The organism is Micromonospora sp. C97 (genome assembly GCF_018070385.1).
Classification (GTDB): domain Bacteria; phylum Actinomycetota; class Actinomycetes; order Mycobacteriales; family Micromonosporaceae; genus Micromonospora; species Micromonospora parva.
Genome location: NZ_JAGPXU010000006.1, coordinates 171,698 through 188,931, shown reverse-complemented (window position 1 = coordinate 188,931; position 17,234 = coordinate 171,698). Strand labels below are relative to the sequence as shown.

The following is a 17,234-nucleotide window of genomic DNA, read 5'->3' as shown; positions in this document are numbered from 1 at the left end:
ACCGACAGTGCACGGCGTCGGCGGCGGTTCAGCCCGCCGGGGTGACGCGTTTCGCCATCTGCCGCGAGGTGACCTCGAAGCCCAGACTGCGGTAGAGGCCGAGCGCCACGGTGTTCGTACCGAAGACGTTCAGACCCAGCTCCGGCACGCCGAGCTGGGCGAGTTCGGCCTCGATGAGCTGGATCACCCGCCGTGCGTACCCGCGTCCCCGGTGCTCCTCGTGCACCTCGATGTTGTGGATCCACGCCTGGTTCGGTGCGGCGGCCGTCGGCAGGGTCACCCAGATCCAGCCGACCTCGGTGTCACCGACCCGGGCCATCCGCAGCAACACGCCCTCGGTGTCCACGCCGGCCGGCAGCGACTCCCCGATCTGGGTGACCGTCCGCTCACGGGCCGCCTCCGGGGTCATCCCCCGGTGGGCCACCAGGTCCTCGGCGTACCCCTGCTCCAATGCCCCCAGCAGGCGGGCCAGTTCCGGCGCCGTCATCGGCGTCAACGTCAACTCCACCGCGTCTCCCCTTCATCGTCGCCAGCAGGCAGTGCAGCAGAACCGGCCTGGACACGCCAACAGATTCACCGCCGGGGCGGGCGGGGTCAGGATGCCGTCGGCGGGTCCAGTTGGCGGGCCAACTGCGTCAGGTCGTGCAGCCGCAGGTCGCCGTCGAGCCCTTTCAGCGCGGCGGTCATCGCCCCGGCCGCCCGCCCGGCCCGCAGGCCGACCTCGGCGTCCTCGACGACCAGGCACCGCGCCACCGGTACGCCCAGCAGCGCCGCGCTCCGCAGGTAGCCCTCCGGGTCCGGCTTGCCGACGCTGACGTCCTCGACCGTGACGAGCACCGGCGCCTTGATGCCGGCGGCGTCGAGCCGGGCCTCGGCGAGCCGCGCGTCGGCGCTGGTCACCACCGCCCAGGGCAACCCCAGTCGGGCCAGCACGTTCAGCAGTTCGTGCGCACCGGGGGTGGCTGTCACGTCGGACAGGTCGTCGTACTGCAACGCCAACTGTCGCGCGGCAGCGGTGGCGACCGCGTCGTCGTCGAGCGCGGGCAGCAGCCGGCGGATGGTCCGGTCGGCCGGGCTGCCGTGCGCGATGGCCAACGCCGCCGCCGGATCGACGGCGTACTCGCCGGCCCACCGCTCCCAGGCCCGCTCCACGGCGGCGTCGGAGTCGACCAGGGTGCCGTCCATGTCGAACAGCACCGCGCCGATGCCTGCCAGTTCCACGACCACTCTCCCCGCATCGCTCGCCCCACCCTCCCCCACCTGGCAAGATCCGCGCAACTTCGGTGATCCTGCTGTCTCGTCGCCGGGTGAGGCAGCAGGATCCGTGAAGTCGCGCGGATCATGGCGGCCCACCGCGTCCGCAGGCCGTCGAGGATCGCGGGAATCGGACCTGAGGGTCGCAACGAGGGGTCCGATAGCCGCCAGACGACGAGGCCGCGCGGCCAGATGATCGTTTGCATGACGACGACACTCAACGACAGGGTCGCACTGGTGACCGGAGGTTCCCGGGGCATCGGGGCCGGCATCGCCCTGCGTCTGGCCCAGGACGGGGCCGACGTGGCGCTGACCTACCGGCAGGACGCCGAGCGGGCCGCGACAGTGGTGAAGCAGATCGAGGCGCTGGGCCGACGGGCGCTGGCGATCCAGGCGGACGGCGCCGACCCGGCCGCCGTGCAGGGCGCTGTCGACCGGGCAGCCGCCGAACTGGGTCGGCTGGACATCCTGGTGAACAACGCCGCGGTGTTCACGGTCGGCGCCATGGACGAGCTTGGCTCGGCCGAGGTGGAGCAGACCGTCGCGGTCAACATCCGGGCACCGTACGTCGCCGCGCGGGCGGCGCTGCGGCACCTGGGCGAGGGCGGACGGATCATCAGCATCGGCAGCAACGTCGGTGAACGGGTGGTCTTTCCCGGGCTGACGCTCTACGCGATGAGCAAGTCCGCCCTGGTCGGGCTGACCCGGGGCCTGGCCCGGGAACTGGGTCCCCGAAACATCACCGTCAACCTGGTCAACCCGGGGCCGACGGACACCGACGCCAACCCGGCGGACGGGCCGAACGCGGCGGCGATCACCGGATTCACCGCCGTCGGCCGGTACGCCCGCCCCGCCGACATCGCGGCCACCGTCGCGCACCTGGCCAGCCCCGAGGCCGGTTACGTGACCGGTGCGGTGGTCAACGTGGACGGCGGCTTCAACAGCTGAGCACCCGGGCGGCGTCGGCGCCATCCGACGCCGCCCCGGGCTCAACCAACCCAGTGCCGGCTCGTCAGCCGTCGTGGCCCAGCACCGGGCGTACCGCGTCGACGAACGAGATCCGGTGATTCGTGCGTACCTCGATCGCCGCGAGCCAGCGCTCACGGTGCCGGTCGCGCAGCGGCACACCCCGGTCGCCCGGCTCGTCACCGAGCCGGCGCTGGTCGGCGTGCTCCGCGGTGAGGCTGGTCAACACGGCCCGGCCGACCGCCGCGACCTCCGCCGGGCCCTCCAGCAACACCAGGTTGTACGCCTCGTCGACGGCGCGCATCGCCGCGTACGCCTCGTCGAAGCCGGGCACCGGCTCGCCCCCGCCGGGTTCGAGCCACCGCCGGTCCAACTGCCGGTACGCCTGGTCGCAGGCGCCCAGAAACCCGACGTACGCGTCGCGGCGCAACTCGTCCCGACGCGTCGCCCACCGCTCGACGCTCTCCTGCCGGGCGACGGTGAGTTGGTGGGCCAGTTGCCGGCGGGTGCTGAGCGCGCCGACCAGCCCGGTGAGGGTGGCGGCGGCCAAGGTGGACAGTGAGGTGATCAGCGCGACGGCGACGGTGTCCTGCACCCACCCATCATGGCGTGATCGCTCCGGACCGTCCGGCCCGGGCGGGCCTTCGCCGACTGGCCGACCGGCTGGCAGGCCACGATCACTCACCAAGCTTTGCCACGCCGCGGGCGAGGAGGTCGACGCCGGCCGGATGTCTCCCGCCGAGGCCGCCGAGGCGCTCCGGACCGTCCTGACCAGGATGCTGCGCCCAACGGCCTGATCCGGCGTCAGAAAGTGGGCTCTTCCTGCGCGGCGTCAAGTCGGTCGGCTCGACGCTGAAGGTCTGTGGCGATGGCGTCCCAGTCGGGACCGAAGGCGTTCAGATCGCCCGCCGCCAGACGCAGCAGTTCGACATCCTCCGGGCGTTGCAGGCAGGCCAGCCGGAACGCGAGGTTTCGCGCCCACACCGGAAGGCCGATCCAGTCCTCCCTCAGCATCACCTCAAGCATCGCCACGATCTCGTCAGCCGACGCGAACGTCACCACCTCGACGTACGCGCTGGCGACTCTCCCGCTGTACTCGCGACCCGCGAGCATCCGGGCCAGCTCAAGCAGCGACATGCACTCCGGCGAGAAGGGCTGCGCGTCAGACGAGTCCTCGGACTGATCCCTGGTGCCCCTACCCAGCAACGCCCGCAGCCGACCCACCATCTTCACGATCCGAAAGATATCCGCTCCCCGTCCGGCACGGACGCCAGCCGGAACGCGCGTCGGGTCATCATGATCAAGTGATGAGAAACAGCTGCCAGGAGTGCTCCTGGCCTACTTTTCATCACTTGATCACTCCGGACCACGCAACGGCGGGCGGAGGCGCCACCGTGAGGCCGTGACGGCCCTGCGGGCCGCCTGCGCCAGCACAGGCCAGGCTGACGGGTGACGATCAGTGCAGGGTGGGCGCGGCAGGTTTCGAACCTGCGACCCCTCGCTTGTAAGGCGAGTGCTCTCCCACTGAGCTACGCGCCCGGATCGCCCGTGGCGGGCCGGTGGCTGGCAAGCTTACCTGCCCGCCACCGACCCGGGTGCACGGCGTACCCCGGTCAGTTGGTCGCTTCGGCGACGGCCTTGCGCCAACCCTGCTGGTCGCGGGCCTCGCCCGGACCGTTCATCTCGGCGAAGCGGACCACGCCGGTCCTGTCGATGACGAAGGTGCCCCGGTTGGCGAAGCCGGCCACGTCGTTGAAGACCCCGTACGCCTGGGCGACGGCACCGTGCGGCCAGAAGTCGGCCAGCATCGGGAACTGGTAGCCCTCACGGTCGGCCCAGATCTTGTGGCTGTAGACCGAGTCGACGCTGACGGTCAGCACCTGGACGTCGTCGTTCACGTACTCGTCGAGGTTGTCTCGGATCTCGCTCAGCTCGCCCTGGCAGATGCCGGTGAAGGCGAGCGGGTAGAAGACCAGCAGCACGGTGTGCCTGCCCCGGAAGTCCGACAGTCGGACCTCCTGGTTGTTCTGGTCCTTCAGCACGAAGTCCGGTGCCTCGGCACCAACCTCGATGAGCATGCGCACTCTCCTCGGGTCGAGTCGGGTGAACGGCAGCGGCCTGCCACCCGGCGGTGGGCGGACCGTCGGGCGCGCAGAGCGGCGCTGGCTACTTCTTGGCCTTGGCCCCTCGGCGCAGCACCAGACGTGCGCCGCTCCAGTCCCGGCCGGCGTTCACGGTCGAGGTCTGCTGAAGGCCAGCGGTGGGCGCGGACTCCGCGACCTCGCTCGGCTCGACGTGCCCCTCGCGCCCCGCCTTGGGGGTGAGCAGCCACACGACGCCGTTGTCGGCCAGCGGGCCGAGGGCATCGACGAGCAGCTCGAAGAGGTCGCCGTCGCCGTCCCGGTACCACACCAGCACCGCGTCGACCACCTCGTCGGTGTCCTCGTCGACCAGATCTCCACAGCGGTCGGTCAGGGCGTCTCGGAGATCCTGGTCGACGTCGTCGTCGTACCCCATCTCCATGACGACCATCCCCGGTTCGATCCCGAACCGGTCCGCCAGGCTGCGTACCCCGTCGGCGGCCTGACCAGCGGTCGCGCTCACTGTCGCGTGCCTCCTCATCTCGTCCCTGCTCGCGGCGTCGGTGCGACGCCGTCAGGCAAAGTCCACACACTTGTGGGTCTGCGCGCAAGTGGCGCACCGGGTGGAACGGAATTTACCGTGCCAGCAGCGTACGGGCACCGTCGGTAATGGCTTCCGCGGAGACCAGTACGTGACGTGCTGCCGGACCTAATGGTACAAACGAGTCAACTCCCGCCACTCGCCGCGCGGCACCGACATATCCGGCGTCGACGAGCGCGGCGATCACGCCCTCGCCGACCCCGCCGGAGCGGCGTGTCTCGTCCACCACCAGCACCCGGCCGGTCGCCGAGGACTCCCGGATGATGTCGGCCACCGGCAGCGGGGCCAGCCAACGCAGGTCCACCACGCGGGTGCCCACCCCCTCCTCGGCGAGGACGGCCGCGGCCCGCAGCGACATCCGCACCCCGTTACCGAAGGTGATGATGGTGAGGTCGTCGGCCGACCCGACGCGGTAGACCCGGGCCCGCCCGATCGGCACGTGACCGGCCACCCATCCGCCCGGCTCCGGATAGCCGGCCAGCCACTCTCCGTCACCGTCGGCGTACAGGTCGCGGGTGTGGTAGAGCGCTATCGGTTCCAGGAACACGCACACACTGCCGTCCACCGCCGCGCTCGCCAGACAGGTTCGCAGCATGGGCGCGGCGTCGTCCGGCCGCGCCGGCACCGCGATCACCAGACCGGGCACATCCCGGAGTACGGCCACCGAGTTGTCGTTGTGGAAGTGCCCGCCGAACCCCTCCTGGTACGCCAGGCCGGCCACCCGCACCACCATCGGGTTGCGGAACGCCCCCTGGGAGAAGAACCGCATGGTGGCCGCCTCACCGCGCAGCTGGTCCTCGGCGTTGTGCAGGTACGCCAGGTACTGGATCTCCGGCACCGGCAGCATCCCGGCCAACCCGGCACCGAGGCCCAGCCCGAGCACCGACGTCTCGTCGAGCAGGGTGTCGAAGACCCGGGCCGCCCCGAACCGGTCGCGCAGCCCCTTCGTCACCCCGTACACGCCGCCCTTGGCGGCCACGTCCTCACCGAAGACCGCCATCTGCGGGTGGTCGAGCATCCCGTCGGCGAGCGCGGCGTTGATGCTCTGCGCCAACGTCATCGGGCCGGCCAGCTCCGGCGGCTTACCGCCGAACGCCTCCGCCCGGGCGGCCGCGCCCGGCCCGCTGGCCCGCGCCGCGGCGTCGGCCACCGCCCGCGCCACCCGCACCGGACGGCGAGGCGCCAGCGTCGACACCACGTCGGCCGCGCCGGCCAGCTTCGGCTCGCCCAGCACCTCCTCGGCCAGCCGGCGGACCTGCCAGCCGGTCTCGTCGTACCGGGAGAGCAGTTCCGCACCGGTCGCCACGCCGGCGGCGACCAGCAGCCGCGCGGTGCCGGCCACCGGGTCCCGGTCCAGGTCCTCGGCCAGCTCGGCCGGGCTCCGGTACGCGGTCTCCGCGTCCGCCCCGGCGTGCCCCATCAGCCGCACGGTGCGCAGGTGCAGCACGGCCGGGCGGCGGTTGCGGCGCACCCACGCCGCGGCTTCCGCCGCCACCGCGTACGTCTGCACCGGGTCGCTTCCGTCCGCGCTGAAGTAGCGGATGCCCGGCTTGGCCCGCAGGGTCGCCTCGACCCAGCCCTCCGGCGAGCGGACGCTGATGCCCAACCCGTTGTCCTCGCAGACGAAGAGCACCGGGATGCGCAGCCCGGCGTGGTCGTACCAGCCGGCGGTGTTGAAGGCGGCGGTGGCGCTGGCGTGGTTGACCGAGGCGTCGCCGAACGAGCAGACCACTATCGCGTCCGGTGGCCAGGGGGCGTGTGTGGCGCCGGCGCCGCTGCCGACCCGCACCCCGGCCCCGGTACGCCGTCCGGCGCTGTCCAGCCGGCGCAACCGCTCCACGGCGAGCCCCATGCCCACGGCGCGGGGCAGGTGCGAGGCGATGGTGGAGGTGGTCGGCACGATGGCCAGGTCGGCGCGGCCGAACACCTTGTGCCGGCCACCGGCGATCGGCTCGAGGCTGGACGCGACCATCCCGCGCAGCACGTCCCGGGCCGCGTCGGCGTACGCCGTGAAGCCACCGGTGACCCGCTCGGACCCGGACGGCTCCGCTTCGGACACCGCCGCGTCGGCGGAGGGCACCCGAGCGGAGGTCGGCTCGGTCTCGGTGGTCGACTCGGTCTCGGTGCTCGGCTCGGTGCTCGGCGCGGGATCGGCGGCGACCTGGGCGGCGCGCAGGCAGTAGAACGCGCCCGAGCGGTAGTGCAGCAACGCCGGATCGGTGGGACGCAGCGCGGCGGCGACGGCGGCGTTGCCCTCGTGGCCGGCCGAACCGATGGTGTAGAAGCCCTCCCCGAAGCTGCGCAACCAGCGGCCGGCCAGGTCGAGTTGCCGGCTGGTCACCTGTGCGTCGAACAGGTCCAGCAGCTGCGCGCCGGTCAGTGGGGCGTCGTCGGTGACCGGGTCGGCGGGGTCACGCCGTCGCTCGGCGGCGGGCAGCGCCGCCAGCGTCTCCCGGAACCGGTCGTCGAGATCTTGCGGGGTGGTCACGTCGGACAGCATTACCGACGGGAGCCCGGCTCGCCCAGTGGGACACGGCCGGCCGGGGTGCGTTCACTGTGACTCGCAGGACTCCGGGCAGCCGCCGTCGGACACCTTCCAGACCAGGTCACGAAGGGTGTTCAGCTCCTCGTCCGTCAGCCCGGACAGCAGTCGGGAGTCGGACATCACCTCGATCACCCGGGCCCGTACGACACGACCCTCCCCGGTCACCAGCAACGTCTTCTGCCGGCGGTCGGTGGGATCGGTGCGGCGCTCGACCAGCCCGGCCTGCTCCAGCTTGTCGACCAGCACCGTCACGTTCGACCGGTCGCAACCCAGCTGACCGGCGAGGTCGCGGGCCGGCAGCGGGTGATCCGGGTCCAGCTCCTGCAACGCCCGGGCCGCCGCCGGGGTGAGGCCCAACTCGGCGAACGCGGAGCCCTGCCGGTGTCGCAGCGCGGCGGTGACGTGCGCCATCCGGCGCACCACGTCGAAGGCGAGACCGGCGCGATCCACCGGTGCGCCCGCCGCGGGACCCACCTCCTGCGTCACTGCCACATCGTACGCAGTGACGGGCGTCGTCCGGGCCCGCCGGCGCGGCCGGCCCATCGGCGACCAGCACGAATCGACTGTGGTCATCGGTGTTCGACTGCCGGCGACGAGCAGGGCGCCTCGCTGTCACCTGTCGGCCACCGGGCCTCGCGAGGCTCCCGGAGTCACGAAGATCGGACTCTGGGGAGGATTCGTGTCACTGTCCCGACGTACCATCCTGCTGTCCGGCGCCGCGATCGGCGCCGCGGGCGCGGTCACCGGGCTGCCGACGGCGGCCGGCGCGGCGGCGGGCCGGCCGCTGGCCTACCCGTTCACCCTCGGGGTGGCCTCCGGCGACCCCGACCACGAGGGGTTCGTGTTGTGGACCCGCCTGGCCCCGCAGCCACTGGCCGAGGACGGCCTCGGCGGCATGCCGGACCGCGACGTGCCGGTGCACTGGGAGTTGGCCGCCGACGAGCGGTTCCGGCACGTGGTGCGCCGCGGCGTCGCTGTCGCCCGCGCCCGCTCGGCGCACAGCGTGCACGTGGAGTTGGCCGGCCTGCTGGCCGGGCGCGAGTACTTCTACCGGTTCCGGGCCGAGCGGCACATCTCGCCGACCGGACGCACCCGCACCGCCCCGGCACCGTGGACCATGCCCGCCACCCTCGCGATGGGCTTCGCCTCCTGCTCCCAGTACGAGCACGGCTACTTCACCGCCTACCGGCGGCTGGCCGAGACCGAGCCGGAGCTGATCCTGCACCTGGGCGACTACCAGTACGAGTACGCCCCGGACACGTACAACGTGCCCGGTGGCAACCCCCGTGACCACGAGGGACCGGAGACCCGGACGCTGGCCAACTACCGGCAGCGGCACGCCCAGTACAAGACCGACCCCGACCTGCAGGCCGCGCACGCGGTGGCGCCGTGGGCGGTGGTCTTCGACGACCACGAGGTGGAGAACAACTGGGCCGACGAGGTGCCCGAGGCGCCGGACCCGGAGTTCCCCGCGCGGCGGGCGGCGGCGTTCCAGGCGTACTACGAGAACATGCCGCTGCGGCGCACCTCGATCCCCCGCGGCATCGACATGCAGCTCTACCGGCGGGTGCGCTGGGGGCGGCTGGCCACGTTCCACCTGCTCGACACCCGGCAGTACCGCGACGACCAGGCCTGCGGCGACGGCTACCGGGACTGCGCCGCGGCCTCCGACCCGGCCCGGTCGATCACCGGGGCCGAGCAGGAGGCGTGGCTGCTGGACGGCTTCCGCCGCTCGGACGCCCAGTGGGACATCCTGGGCCAGCAGGTCTTCTTCGCGCAGCGGGACAACAACTCCGGACCGCTCACCGTCACCAGCATGGACGCCTGGGACGGCTACGTGGCCTCCCGGGACCGCATCACCCGGGGCTGGCTGGCCGCCGGGGTACGCAATCCGGTGGTGCTGACCGGCGACGTGCACGCCCACTGGGCCAGCGATCTCAAGCTGGACTACGCCGACCCGACCTCACGCACCGTCGGCACCGAACTGGTCTGCTCCTCGATCACCTCGACCGGTGACGGCGCGGACTCGGCGTCCGGCTCGCACCCGTGGTTCGCGTTCAACCCGCACCTGCGCTTCCAGAACAACCTGCGGGGGTACGTGCGCACCACGATCACCCCGGGGCAGCTCACCGCCGACTTCGACGTGCTGCCGTACGTCAGCCGGCCGGACGCGCCCGCGTACACCAGGGCGTCGTTCGTGATCGAGGACCGGGTGCCGGGCCTGCACCAGACGGCGGACAACCCGCTGCCGTCGGCGCTGCGGGGCGGCGCGCCGTCCGTCGACCTCGGTCAGCAGACCGTCGACCAGGAGACCGTCCGCCCGTAACCCGCCCGACGCGTCACGATCCGCGCACGGCGCCGCCCTCTCCCGCCGGGGCGGTGCGGGGACGCCGCGTGGATCGTGACGCGGGGCGGCCGGGCGGTCAGCCGGGCAGGAAGGAGAAGCGCACCTGACGGGTCGGGTTGTCGCCGTTGGTGTCGACCAGGCAGATCGACTGCCAGGTGCCCAGCGCCAGCCGGCCGCCGAGCACCGGCACCGTGGCGTACGGCGGGACGAACGCCGGCAGCACGTGGTCGCGGCCGTGCCCGGGCGAGCCGTGTCGGTGCCGCCAGCGGTCCTCGGTGGGAAGCAGGTCGGCCAGCGCGCTGAGCAGGTCGTCGTCGGAGCCCGACCCGGTCTCGATGATCGCCAGGCCGGCGGTGGCGTGCGGCACGAAGACGTGCAGCAGGCCGTCGCCCTCACCGGAGACGAACTGCTGGGCCTCCGCGGTGATGTCCCGGACGGCCGGCCGGGACCCGGTCTGGACGGTGATCACGTCGCTGCGCATACACCGCATTCTGCCCCAGGGCAGGCTCAGGAACCGCCGCCACCGCCGCCGGAGTCCCCACCACCGCCACCGCCACCGGAATCGCCACCGCCGCCGCCCCAGTCCCAGCCGCCGGAGTCGCTTCCGTAGTAGCTCGCCGGCGTGCTGGTGTCCGCGTGCCTGGCGCGCTGGCCGGGCACGGGCCGCACCCTCCGGGCCGCTGGTTCCCGCAGGCCGGCACGCACCTGGATCGCGCCGAAGAGCGCTGCGGCCAGACCGAAGATGACGATCGGGAGTGCGGCGGGCTCACCCGACACCAGCACCCAGGTCGCCGGGACCGCCGGGAGCACCCCGACTGCCAACAGCACACCGCCGACAATCACGCGCCGTCCGTTCATGCCACCACGGTAGGAAGCCAGAACAAGCGTCGAAAGCGGGTCGTAGCGCTAAGTTACCGGCGAGTACCTGTGTTGAGCGTCGCGTCCAGGGCACCTAGACGTGACGAGGGGTGCCACCAGGGGGCAGGATGGCGCTAGAGACCTATCCCACACACAACCGAGGGAACGCCTGTGGCTACGGAACGCAAGCGCCCGGTGATCAGCGACGGCCTACCGAGCCAGCTTCCGGACATCGACCCTGAAGAGACCAGCGAATGGGTCGAGTCGCTTGACGGTGTCATCGACGAACGCGGTGCCAAGCGCGCCCGCTACGTCATGCTGCGCCTGCTGGAGCGGGCCCGTGAGCGCCAGGTCGGGGTTCCGCCCCTGACCACCACCGACTACATCAACACCATCACACCGGAGCGCGAACCCTGGTTCCCGGGTGACGAGCACGTCGAGCGGCGGATCCGGGCGTACGTCCGGTGGAACGCCGCCATGCTGGTGCACCGGGCGCAGCGCCCGGAGATCGGCGTCGGCGGGCACATCTCCACCTTCGCCAGCTCGGCGTCGCTCTACGAGGTGGGCTTCAACCACTTCTTCCGGGGCAAGAACCACCCGGGCGGTGGCGACCAGATCTTCTACCAGGGCCACGCCTCCCCCGGCATGTACGCGCGGGCGTTCCTGGAGGGGCGGCTCAGCGAGCACCAGCTCGACGGGTTCCGCCAGGAGCTGTCGCACCCCGGCGGTGGGCTGCCCTCGTACCCGCACCCTCGGCTGATGCCGGACTTCTGGGAGTTCCCCACCGTCTCGATGGGTCTCGGCGGTCTGAACGCGATCTACCAGGCCCGGTTCAACCGGTACCTGCAGCACCGCGGCATCAAGGACACCTCCCAGCAGCACGTCTGGGCGTTCCTCGGCGACGGCGAGATGGACGAGCCGGAGACGCTCGGCGCCATCGGCGTGGCCGCCCGCGAGGAGCTGGACAACCTCACCTTCGTGATCAACTGCAACCTGCAGCGGCTGGACGGCCCGGTCCGGGGCAACGGCAAGGTCATGCAGGAGCTGGAGGCGTTCTTCCGGGGTGCCGGCTGGAACGTGATCAAGGTCGTCTGGGGCCGCGAGTGGGACCCGCTGCTCGCCGCGGACACCGACGGCGCGCTGGTCAACCTGATGAACACCACGACCGACGGCGACTACCAGACCTACAAGGCGGAGTCGGGCGCGTACGTGCGGGAGCACTTCTTCGGCCGGGACGCCCGGACCCGCAAGATGGTCGAGCCGCTCAGCGACGACGAGATCTGGAACCTCAAGCGGGGTGGGCACGACTACCGCAAGCTCTACGCGGCCTACAAGGCGGCCACCGAGCACACCGGTCAGCCCACCGTCATCCTGGCGAAGACGATCAAGGGCTGGACGCTCGGCTCGCACTTCGAGGGCCGCAACGCGACCCACCAGATGAAGAAGCTGACGCTGGAGGACTTGAAGACCTTCCGCGACCGGCTCTACCTCGACATCCCGGACTCGGCGCTGGAGGACAACCCCTACCTGCCGCCGTACTTCCACCCGGGCGAGAAGTCCGAGGAGATGGCATACCTCAAGGAGCGGCGCGAGCAGCTCGGCGGGTTCCTGCCGTCCCGGCGGACCAGCACCAAGCGGCTGGCCATCCCCGGCCCGGAGCGGTTCGCCGACGTCAAGCGCGGCTCGGGCAAGCAGAAGGTGGCCACCACGCAGGCCTTCGTCCGGCTGCTCAAGGACGTGATGAAGGACAAGGAGTTCGGCAAGCGCTGGGTGCCGATCATCCCGGACGAGGCCCGCACCTTCGGTCTCGACTCGATCTTCCCGACCGCGAAGATCTACTCGCCGCACGGCCAGCGCTACACCTCGGTCGACCGCGAGCTGTTCCTGTCGTACAAGGAGTCGACGACCGGGCAGATCCTGCACGAGGGGATCAACGAGGCCGGTTCGGTGGCCTCGTTCACCGCCGCCGGCTCGTCGTACGCCACGCACGACGAGCCGATGATCCCGATGTACATCTTCTACTCGATGTTCGGGTTCCAGCGCACCGCCGACGGGCTGTGGGCGGCGGCCGACCAGATGGCCCGCGGCTTCCTGCTCGGCGCCACCGCCGGTCGGACCACGCTCAACGGTGAGGGTCTTCAGCACGAGGACGGGCACTCGCTGCTGATCGCCGCCACCAACCCGGCCGTGGTCGCGTACGACCCGGCGTTCGCGTACGAGATCGCGCACATCATGGAGCAGGGTCTGCACCGGATGTACGGGGACGCGCAGGAGAACGTCTTCTACTACCTGACGGTCTACAACGAGCCGACGGTGCAGCCGGCCGAGCCGGCCGACGTGGACGTGGAGGGCCTGCTCAAGGGCATCTACCGCTACTCGCCGGCCCCGCAGGTCGACGGCCCGAAGGCCAACCTGCTCGCCTCGGGCACGGGGATGCAGTGGGCGCTCAAGGCCCAGCAGCTGCTCGCCCAGGACTGGGGGGTGGGTGCCAGCGTCTGGTCGGTGACCTCCTGGACCGAGCTGCGCCGCGACGCGGTGGAGACCGAGGAGTACAACCTGCTCAACCCGGGCGCCGAGGCGAAGGTTCCGTACATCCAGCAGAAGCTGGCCGACGCGGACGGGCCGAAGGTCGCGGTCAGCGACTTCATGCGCGCGGTACCGGACCTGATCGCCCGCTGGGTACCCGGCGACTACACGTCGCTCGGCACCGACGGGTTCGGCATGTCGGACACCCGGCACGCGCTGCGCCGGCACTTCCACGTCGACGCGGAGTCGATCGTGGTGGCCACGCTGCGGCAGCTCGCCCGCAGCGGCGCGGTGCCGGCCACGGTGCCGGCCGAGGCCGCCAAGAAGTACGCGATCGACGACGTCAACGCCGCCCCGGTCGGCGAGACCGGCGGCGACAGCTAGATCCTGGTTCACCCGGACGAAGGGGCCCGGCACGCGACCGCGTGTGCCGGGCCCTCGTCTTTCGGTACGCCCCCGCGCCGTCCCCGCCCATCTGGACGCCGCCCCCGGACCGGGCACCGCCGCGGCCAAGCGCCGCCCCGCCGCAAGATCACGCTCGATCGTGGATGTAGTGGCTTCGGCCAGCGGTGAGGCCACTACATCCACGATCGAGCACGATCTCCACGAGCTCGGGGCCTCCGGGCCGAGCCGGGCCGGGCCGGGTCCAGCAACGCGCGCGAAGTGGCGCGAGCGCACACCCTCAGGACGCGATCCGGCGGTGGTCCGGGAGCCCTGGCGGGGATCCGGACCACCGCCGTCGCGGGTGACGCCGGGAGGATGGGCGCTCGTCAGCCGACGGCGGCCAGGTCGGTGAGCCGGGCCAGCGAGTCCTCCAGGTCGGCGCCGACCCGACGCAGTCCGAGGCGCAGCAGGGCCGCCTTGACCGGGCCAGCCGGCCAGCGGACCACGATGAGGCGCACGATGGTGCCGCCCTCCTCCTCGTCGGCGGTGAGCTGGACGTAGATTTCGGTGCGCGCCTCCGCACGAGCACCGGCACCCTTGGCCCGCTCCCGCCAGCCGATCAGCGTCGGCTCCTGGTAGGCGATCACCTCGGCCTCATGCGCCGAGCCGCGCCCCGCCTGGACCAGCTGTCGTCGCCCGAAGCCCTCACCCGAGAGCACTTCGGCCGCACGGACCCCGGCCAGCCAGGCCGGCAACTGCTCGGCCCGCTGCACGACATCCCAGACCACTTCAATTGGCGCCGCCACGTGCGCACTGCGTTCCACGAGGATCATTTCCGTCTTTCCTCCGGTGAGGACATCCCACGATATCGGCACTCTATGCGTTAAATCGGACTTACCAGGACGGGTTCGGAAAAAGACACGCCGATCAACCATTGCGGAATGCGCCAGGCCGGCCTATGGCGCATTCATCGACAGCGCCCTAAAGTCCCGAGCACGTTTCACGTTGACCGGGAGGGCGTATGTCGACAGCACCGATGCCCCAGTTCCCCACCGGCTTCCGCTGGGGCGTCTCCACATCGGCCCACCAGATCGAGGGCGCCGCCACTGTCGACGGCCGAGGTCCGTCCATCTGGGACACCTTCGCGCAGTCACCCGGGCGGATCAGCGACGGCAGCAGCGGCGCGGTCGCCTGCGACCACTACCACCGGCACACCGAGGACGTGGCGCTACTGGCCGGCCTGGGCGTCGGCGCGTACCGGTTCTCCATCGCCTGGCCCCGGATCCAACCCACCGGCGCCGGCCCGGCCAACCCGGCCGGCCTGGACTTCTACGACCGTCTGGTGGACGAGCTGCTGGCCGCCGACGTCGACCCGGTGGCCACCCTCTACCACTGGGACCTGCCGCAACCCCTCGAAGACACCGGCGGCTGGCTGCACCGCGACACCGCCGCCCGGTTCGCCGAGTACGCCGAGAAGACGGCCGCCCGGCTCGGCGACCGCGTCCGGCTGTGGATCACGCTGAACGAACCGTTCATCCACATGAGCCTCGGCTACGGCATGGGCCAGCACGCCCCCGGCCGGATGCTGCTGTTCGACGCCTTCCCGGCCGCCCACCACCAACTGCTCGGGCACGGGCTCGCCGTCGCCGCGCTACGGGCCCACACCACCAGCCCGGTGGCGATCGCCAACAACTACTCGCCGGTGCGGATACTCGGCGACAGTGACGCCGACCGGGCCGCCGGGGCGGCGTACGAGGCGCTGCACAACCGGCTCTTCACCGACCCGCTGCTCGGCCGCGGCTACCCCGAACTACCCGGCCTCGACCCGGGCATCGTCCACCCCGGCGACCTCGACACGATCGCCGCGCCGATCGACGTGCTCGGGGTCAACTACTACAACCCCACCGGGGTACGGGCCGCCGAGGAGGGTTCACCCCTGCCGTTCGACCTGGTTGCGCTGGACGGCTACCCGCGTACCGCCTTCGACTGGCCGGTGGCCCCCGACGGGCTGCGCGAGCTGCTCGGCTGGCTGCACGACACGTACGGCGACGCGCTGCCACCCATCGAGATCACCGAGAGCGGCTGCGCATACGACGACGTGCCGGACGAGGACGGGCGGGTGGCCGACCCGCAGCGGATCGCGTACCTCGACGGGCACCTGCGCGCGGTCCGGGCCGCCCTCGACGACGGGGTGGACGTCCGCGGGTACTTCGTCTGGTCGCTGCTGGACAACTGGGAGTGGGCCGAGGGGTTCACCAAGCGCTTCGGTCTGGTGCACGTCGACTACGCCACCCAGACCCGTACGCCGAAGTCGTCGTACACCTGGTTGCGGGACGTGATCGCGGCCAGCCGGCCGGGGTCGGCGCGGTGACCACCCTCGACCCGACGCCGGCATCGCTGCCGGCGGCGCTCGCCGAGCCGACGGTGCCGGTCCGGCGCGGCTGGATCGGTCTGATCTTCGCGGCCAACCTCGGCGTGTGGATGGCGTTCTTCACGCCGATCCAGGTGCTGCTGCCGCAGCAGATCGAGCAGATCGCGCCCGGCGACAAGGAGAACATGCTGGCCGTGGTCACCGGCCTCGGCGCACTGGCCGCGGTGCTGGCCAACCCCCTCGCGGGCGCGTTCTCCGACCGGACCTGCCTGCGGATCGCCGGCCGCGAGTTCGGTCGTCGGCACGTCTGGACGGTGGGCGGGGCGGTGCTCGGCGCGGCGGCCCTGGTGCTGCTGGCCCAGCAGCGGACCATCCTCGGTGTCGCCCTCGGTTGGGTGGCCGCGCAGGTCTGCTTCAACGCCATGCTGGCCAGCCTCAGCGCCGCCGTCCCGGACCGGGTGCCGGTGCGCCAGCGCGGTGGCGTCTCGGGCTGGGTGGGCATCCCGCAGGCGCTCGGGTTGGTGCTCGGCGCGGTGCTCGTCACCGCAGTGGTCACCGGCAACACCGCCGGCTACCTGGCCATCGCCGTGGCCATCCTGCTGCTGTCGCTGCCGTTCGCGCTGCTCACCCCCGACGAGCCTCTGCCGCGGACGCACCGACCGGTGCTCCGGACGCGGGCGCTGCTGGCCTCGATGTGGATCAGCCCGCGCCAACACCCGGACTTCGCCTGGGCCTGGATCACCCGGTTCCTGGTCCAGTTGGGCAACGCGCTGGGCACCCTCTACCTGCTGTACTTCCTCAGCGACGGGGTGCGTCACCCCGACCCCGAGGGCGGCCTGCTGGTGCTGATCCTGCTCTACACGCTCGGCATGATGCTGACCGCTGTGGTCGCCGGCCGACTGTCCGACCGGTCCGGCCGCCGCAAGGTCTACGTGATCGTCTCCGGGTTGATCATGGCGGTGGCGGCGCTGCTGCTCGCGGTCGCCCCGCTCTGGCCGGTGGCCATCGTCGCGGCACTGCTGCTCGGCGCCGGCTACGGCGTCTACCTCTCGGTGGACGCCGCGTTGATCACCCAGGTGCTGCCCCGGGCCACCGACCGGGCCAAGGACCTGGGCGTGATCAACATCGCCAACTCGGCGCCGCAGGTGCTCGGCCCGGCGCTCTCCGCCCCGCTCGTGGTGTATCTGGGCGGCTATCCCACGCTCTACGCGGTCACCGCCGTGGTCACCCTCCTCGGCAGCGCCCTGGTCGTCAAGATCCGTTCGGTGCCCTGAGTCAGGGGGCCGTGCCCAAAAGCGCTC

General features: G+C 71.7%; 15 protein-coding genes, 1 tRNA gene and 2 pseudogenes. 5 read left to right on the top strand and 13 right to left on the bottom strand.

The window, feature by feature from the left end:
• Positions 1 to 28: 28 nt before the first annotated feature.
• Positions 29 to 508: a GNAT family N-acetyltransferase gene (locus tag KBX26_RS11990; RefSeq protein WP_051708259.1), complete on the bottom strand. Its 480-nt coding sequence runs from the start codon at positions 506 to 508 to the stop codon at positions 29 to 31.
• Between the two features lie 86 nt (positions 509 to 594).
• On the bottom strand, positions 595 to 1,221 hold the full coding sequence (locus tag KBX26_RS11985; protein ID WP_030330232.1) for an HAD-IA family hydrolase: 627 nt from the start codon (positions 1,219 to 1,221) through the stop codon (positions 595 to 597).
• Positions 1,222 to 1,458: 237 nt separating this feature from the next.
• Between KBX26_RS11985 and KBX26_RS11980 the strand changes: the two genes are divergently transcribed.
• Complete coding sequence (locus tag KBX26_RS11980; protein WP_210865435.1) at positions 1,459 to 2,202, top strand: 3-oxoacyl-ACP reductase family protein; 744 nt, start codon at positions 1,459 to 1,461, stop codon at positions 2,200 to 2,202.
• Positions 2,203 to 2,266: 64 nt separating this feature from the next.
• Here KBX26_RS11980 and KBX26_RS11975 read toward each other — a convergent pair whose 3' ends face one another.
• The 8 genes and pseudogenes from KBX26_RS11975 to KBX26_RS11945 form a co-directional block, all read right to left on the bottom strand.
• On the bottom strand, positions 2,267 to 2,815 hold the full coding sequence (locus KBX26_RS11975) for a hypothetical protein (protein ID WP_210861987.1): 549 nt from the start codon (positions 2,813 to 2,815) through the stop codon (positions 2,267 to 2,269).
• Between the two features lie 209 nt (positions 2,816 to 3,024).
• Positions 3,025 to 3,447, bottom strand: a complete 423-nt coding sequence (locus tag KBX26_RS32300; protein WP_245233576.1) for a hypothetical protein — start codon at positions 3,445 to 3,447, stop codon at positions 3,025 to 3,027.
• 240 nt (positions 3,448 to 3,687) lie between these two features.
• Positions 3,688 to 3,759: transfer RNA gene (locus tag KBX26_RS11965), tRNA-Val, on the bottom strand.
• A 74-nt stretch (positions 3,760 to 3,833) separates the two neighbouring features.
• Positions 3,834 to 4,298 (bottom strand): peroxiredoxin, encoded by a 465-nt coding sequence (locus tag KBX26_RS11960; RefSeq protein ID WP_210865434.1) that lies wholly within the window; start codon positions 4,296 to 4,298, stop codon positions 3,834 to 3,836.
• An 88-nt stretch (positions 4,299 to 4,386) separates the two neighbouring features.
• Positions 4,387 to 4,824, bottom strand: coding sequence for a DUF3052 domain-containing protein (locus KBX26_RS11955; protein WP_030330240.1), 438 nt, complete (start codon positions 4,822 to 4,824; stop codon positions 4,387 to 4,389).
• Between the two features lie 112 nt (positions 4,825 to 4,936).
• Positions 4,937 to 6,913 (bottom strand): annotated as a pseudogene (locus KBX26_RS11950) (thiamine pyrophosphate-dependent enzyme); the annotation flags it as partial.
• A 117-nt stretch (positions 6,914 to 7,030) separates the two neighbouring features.
• Positions 7,031 to 7,402 (bottom strand): annotated as a pseudogene (locus KBX26_RS33205) (transketolase); the annotation flags it as partial.
• Between the two features lie 51 nt (positions 7,403 to 7,453).
• Positions 7,454 to 7,858 carry a MarR family winged helix-turn-helix transcriptional regulator gene (locus KBX26_RS11945; protein ID WP_245233577.1) on the bottom strand — a complete coding sequence of 135 codons (405 nt, stop codon included), beginning with the start codon at positions 7,856 to 7,858 and terminating at the stop codon, positions 7,454 to 7,456.
• Between the two features lie 268 nt (positions 7,859 to 8,126).
• On the opposite strand from KBX26_RS11945, the gene KBX26_RS11940 reads away from it, so the two are divergent.
• On the top strand, positions 8,127 to 9,773 hold the full coding sequence (locus tag KBX26_RS11940; protein ID WP_030330246.1) for an alkaline phosphatase: 1,647 nt from the start codon (positions 8,127 to 8,129) through the stop codon (positions 9,771 to 9,773).
• A gap of 97 nt (positions 9,774 to 9,870) precedes the next feature.
• Here KBX26_RS11940 and KBX26_RS11935 read toward each other — a convergent pair whose 3' ends face one another.
• Together KBX26_RS11935 and KBX26_RS11930 are read right to left on the bottom strand one after the other, a co-directional pair.
• Entirely contained in the window at positions 9,871 to 10,275 is a 405-nt protein-coding gene (locus tag KBX26_RS11935; RefSeq protein WP_030330248.1) for a YjbQ family protein, read from the bottom strand.
• Positions 10,276 to 10,301: 26 nt separating this feature from the next.
• Complete coding sequence (locus KBX26_RS11930) at positions 10,302 to 10,652, bottom strand: hypothetical protein (protein ID WP_210858982.1); 351 nt, start codon at positions 10,650 to 10,652, stop codon at positions 10,302 to 10,304.
• Between the two features lie 171 nt (positions 10,653 to 10,823).
• Here KBX26_RS11930 and aceE point away from each other — a divergent pair, with 171 nt between their 5' ends.
• Positions 10,824 to 13,562 (top strand): pyruvate dehydrogenase (acetyl-transferring), homodimeric type, encoded by a 2,739-nt coding sequence (gene aceE, locus KBX26_RS11925; RefSeq protein WP_030330252.1) that lies wholly within the window; start codon positions 10,824 to 10,826, stop codon positions 13,560 to 13,562.
• Between the two features lie 386 nt (positions 13,563 to 13,948).
• Here aceE and KBX26_RS11920 read toward each other — a convergent pair whose 3' ends face one another.
• Positions 13,949 to 14,395, bottom strand: coding sequence for an SRPBCC domain-containing protein (locus tag KBX26_RS11920; protein ID WP_030330254.1), 447 nt, complete (start codon positions 14,393 to 14,395; stop codon positions 13,949 to 13,951).
• A gap of 188 nt (positions 14,396 to 14,583) precedes the next feature.
• On the opposite strand from KBX26_RS11920, the gene KBX26_RS11915 reads away from it, so the two are divergent.
• Together KBX26_RS11915 and KBX26_RS11910 are read left to right on the top strand one after the other, a co-directional pair.
• Positions 14,584 to 15,933, top strand: a complete 1,350-nt coding sequence (locus KBX26_RS11915) for a GH1 family beta-glucosidase (RefSeq protein ID WP_210865433.1) — start codon at positions 14,584 to 14,586, stop codon at positions 15,931 to 15,933.
• Positions 15,930 to 17,207: an MFS transporter gene (locus KBX26_RS11910; protein WP_030330257.1), complete on the top strand. Its 1,278-nt coding sequence runs from the start codon at positions 15,930 to 15,932 to the stop codon at positions 17,205 to 17,207. The genes KBX26_RS11915 and KBX26_RS11910 overlap by 4 nt, the downstream gene beginning before the upstream one ends.
• The last annotated feature ends 27 nt before the right edge of the window (positions 17,208 to 17,234 follow it).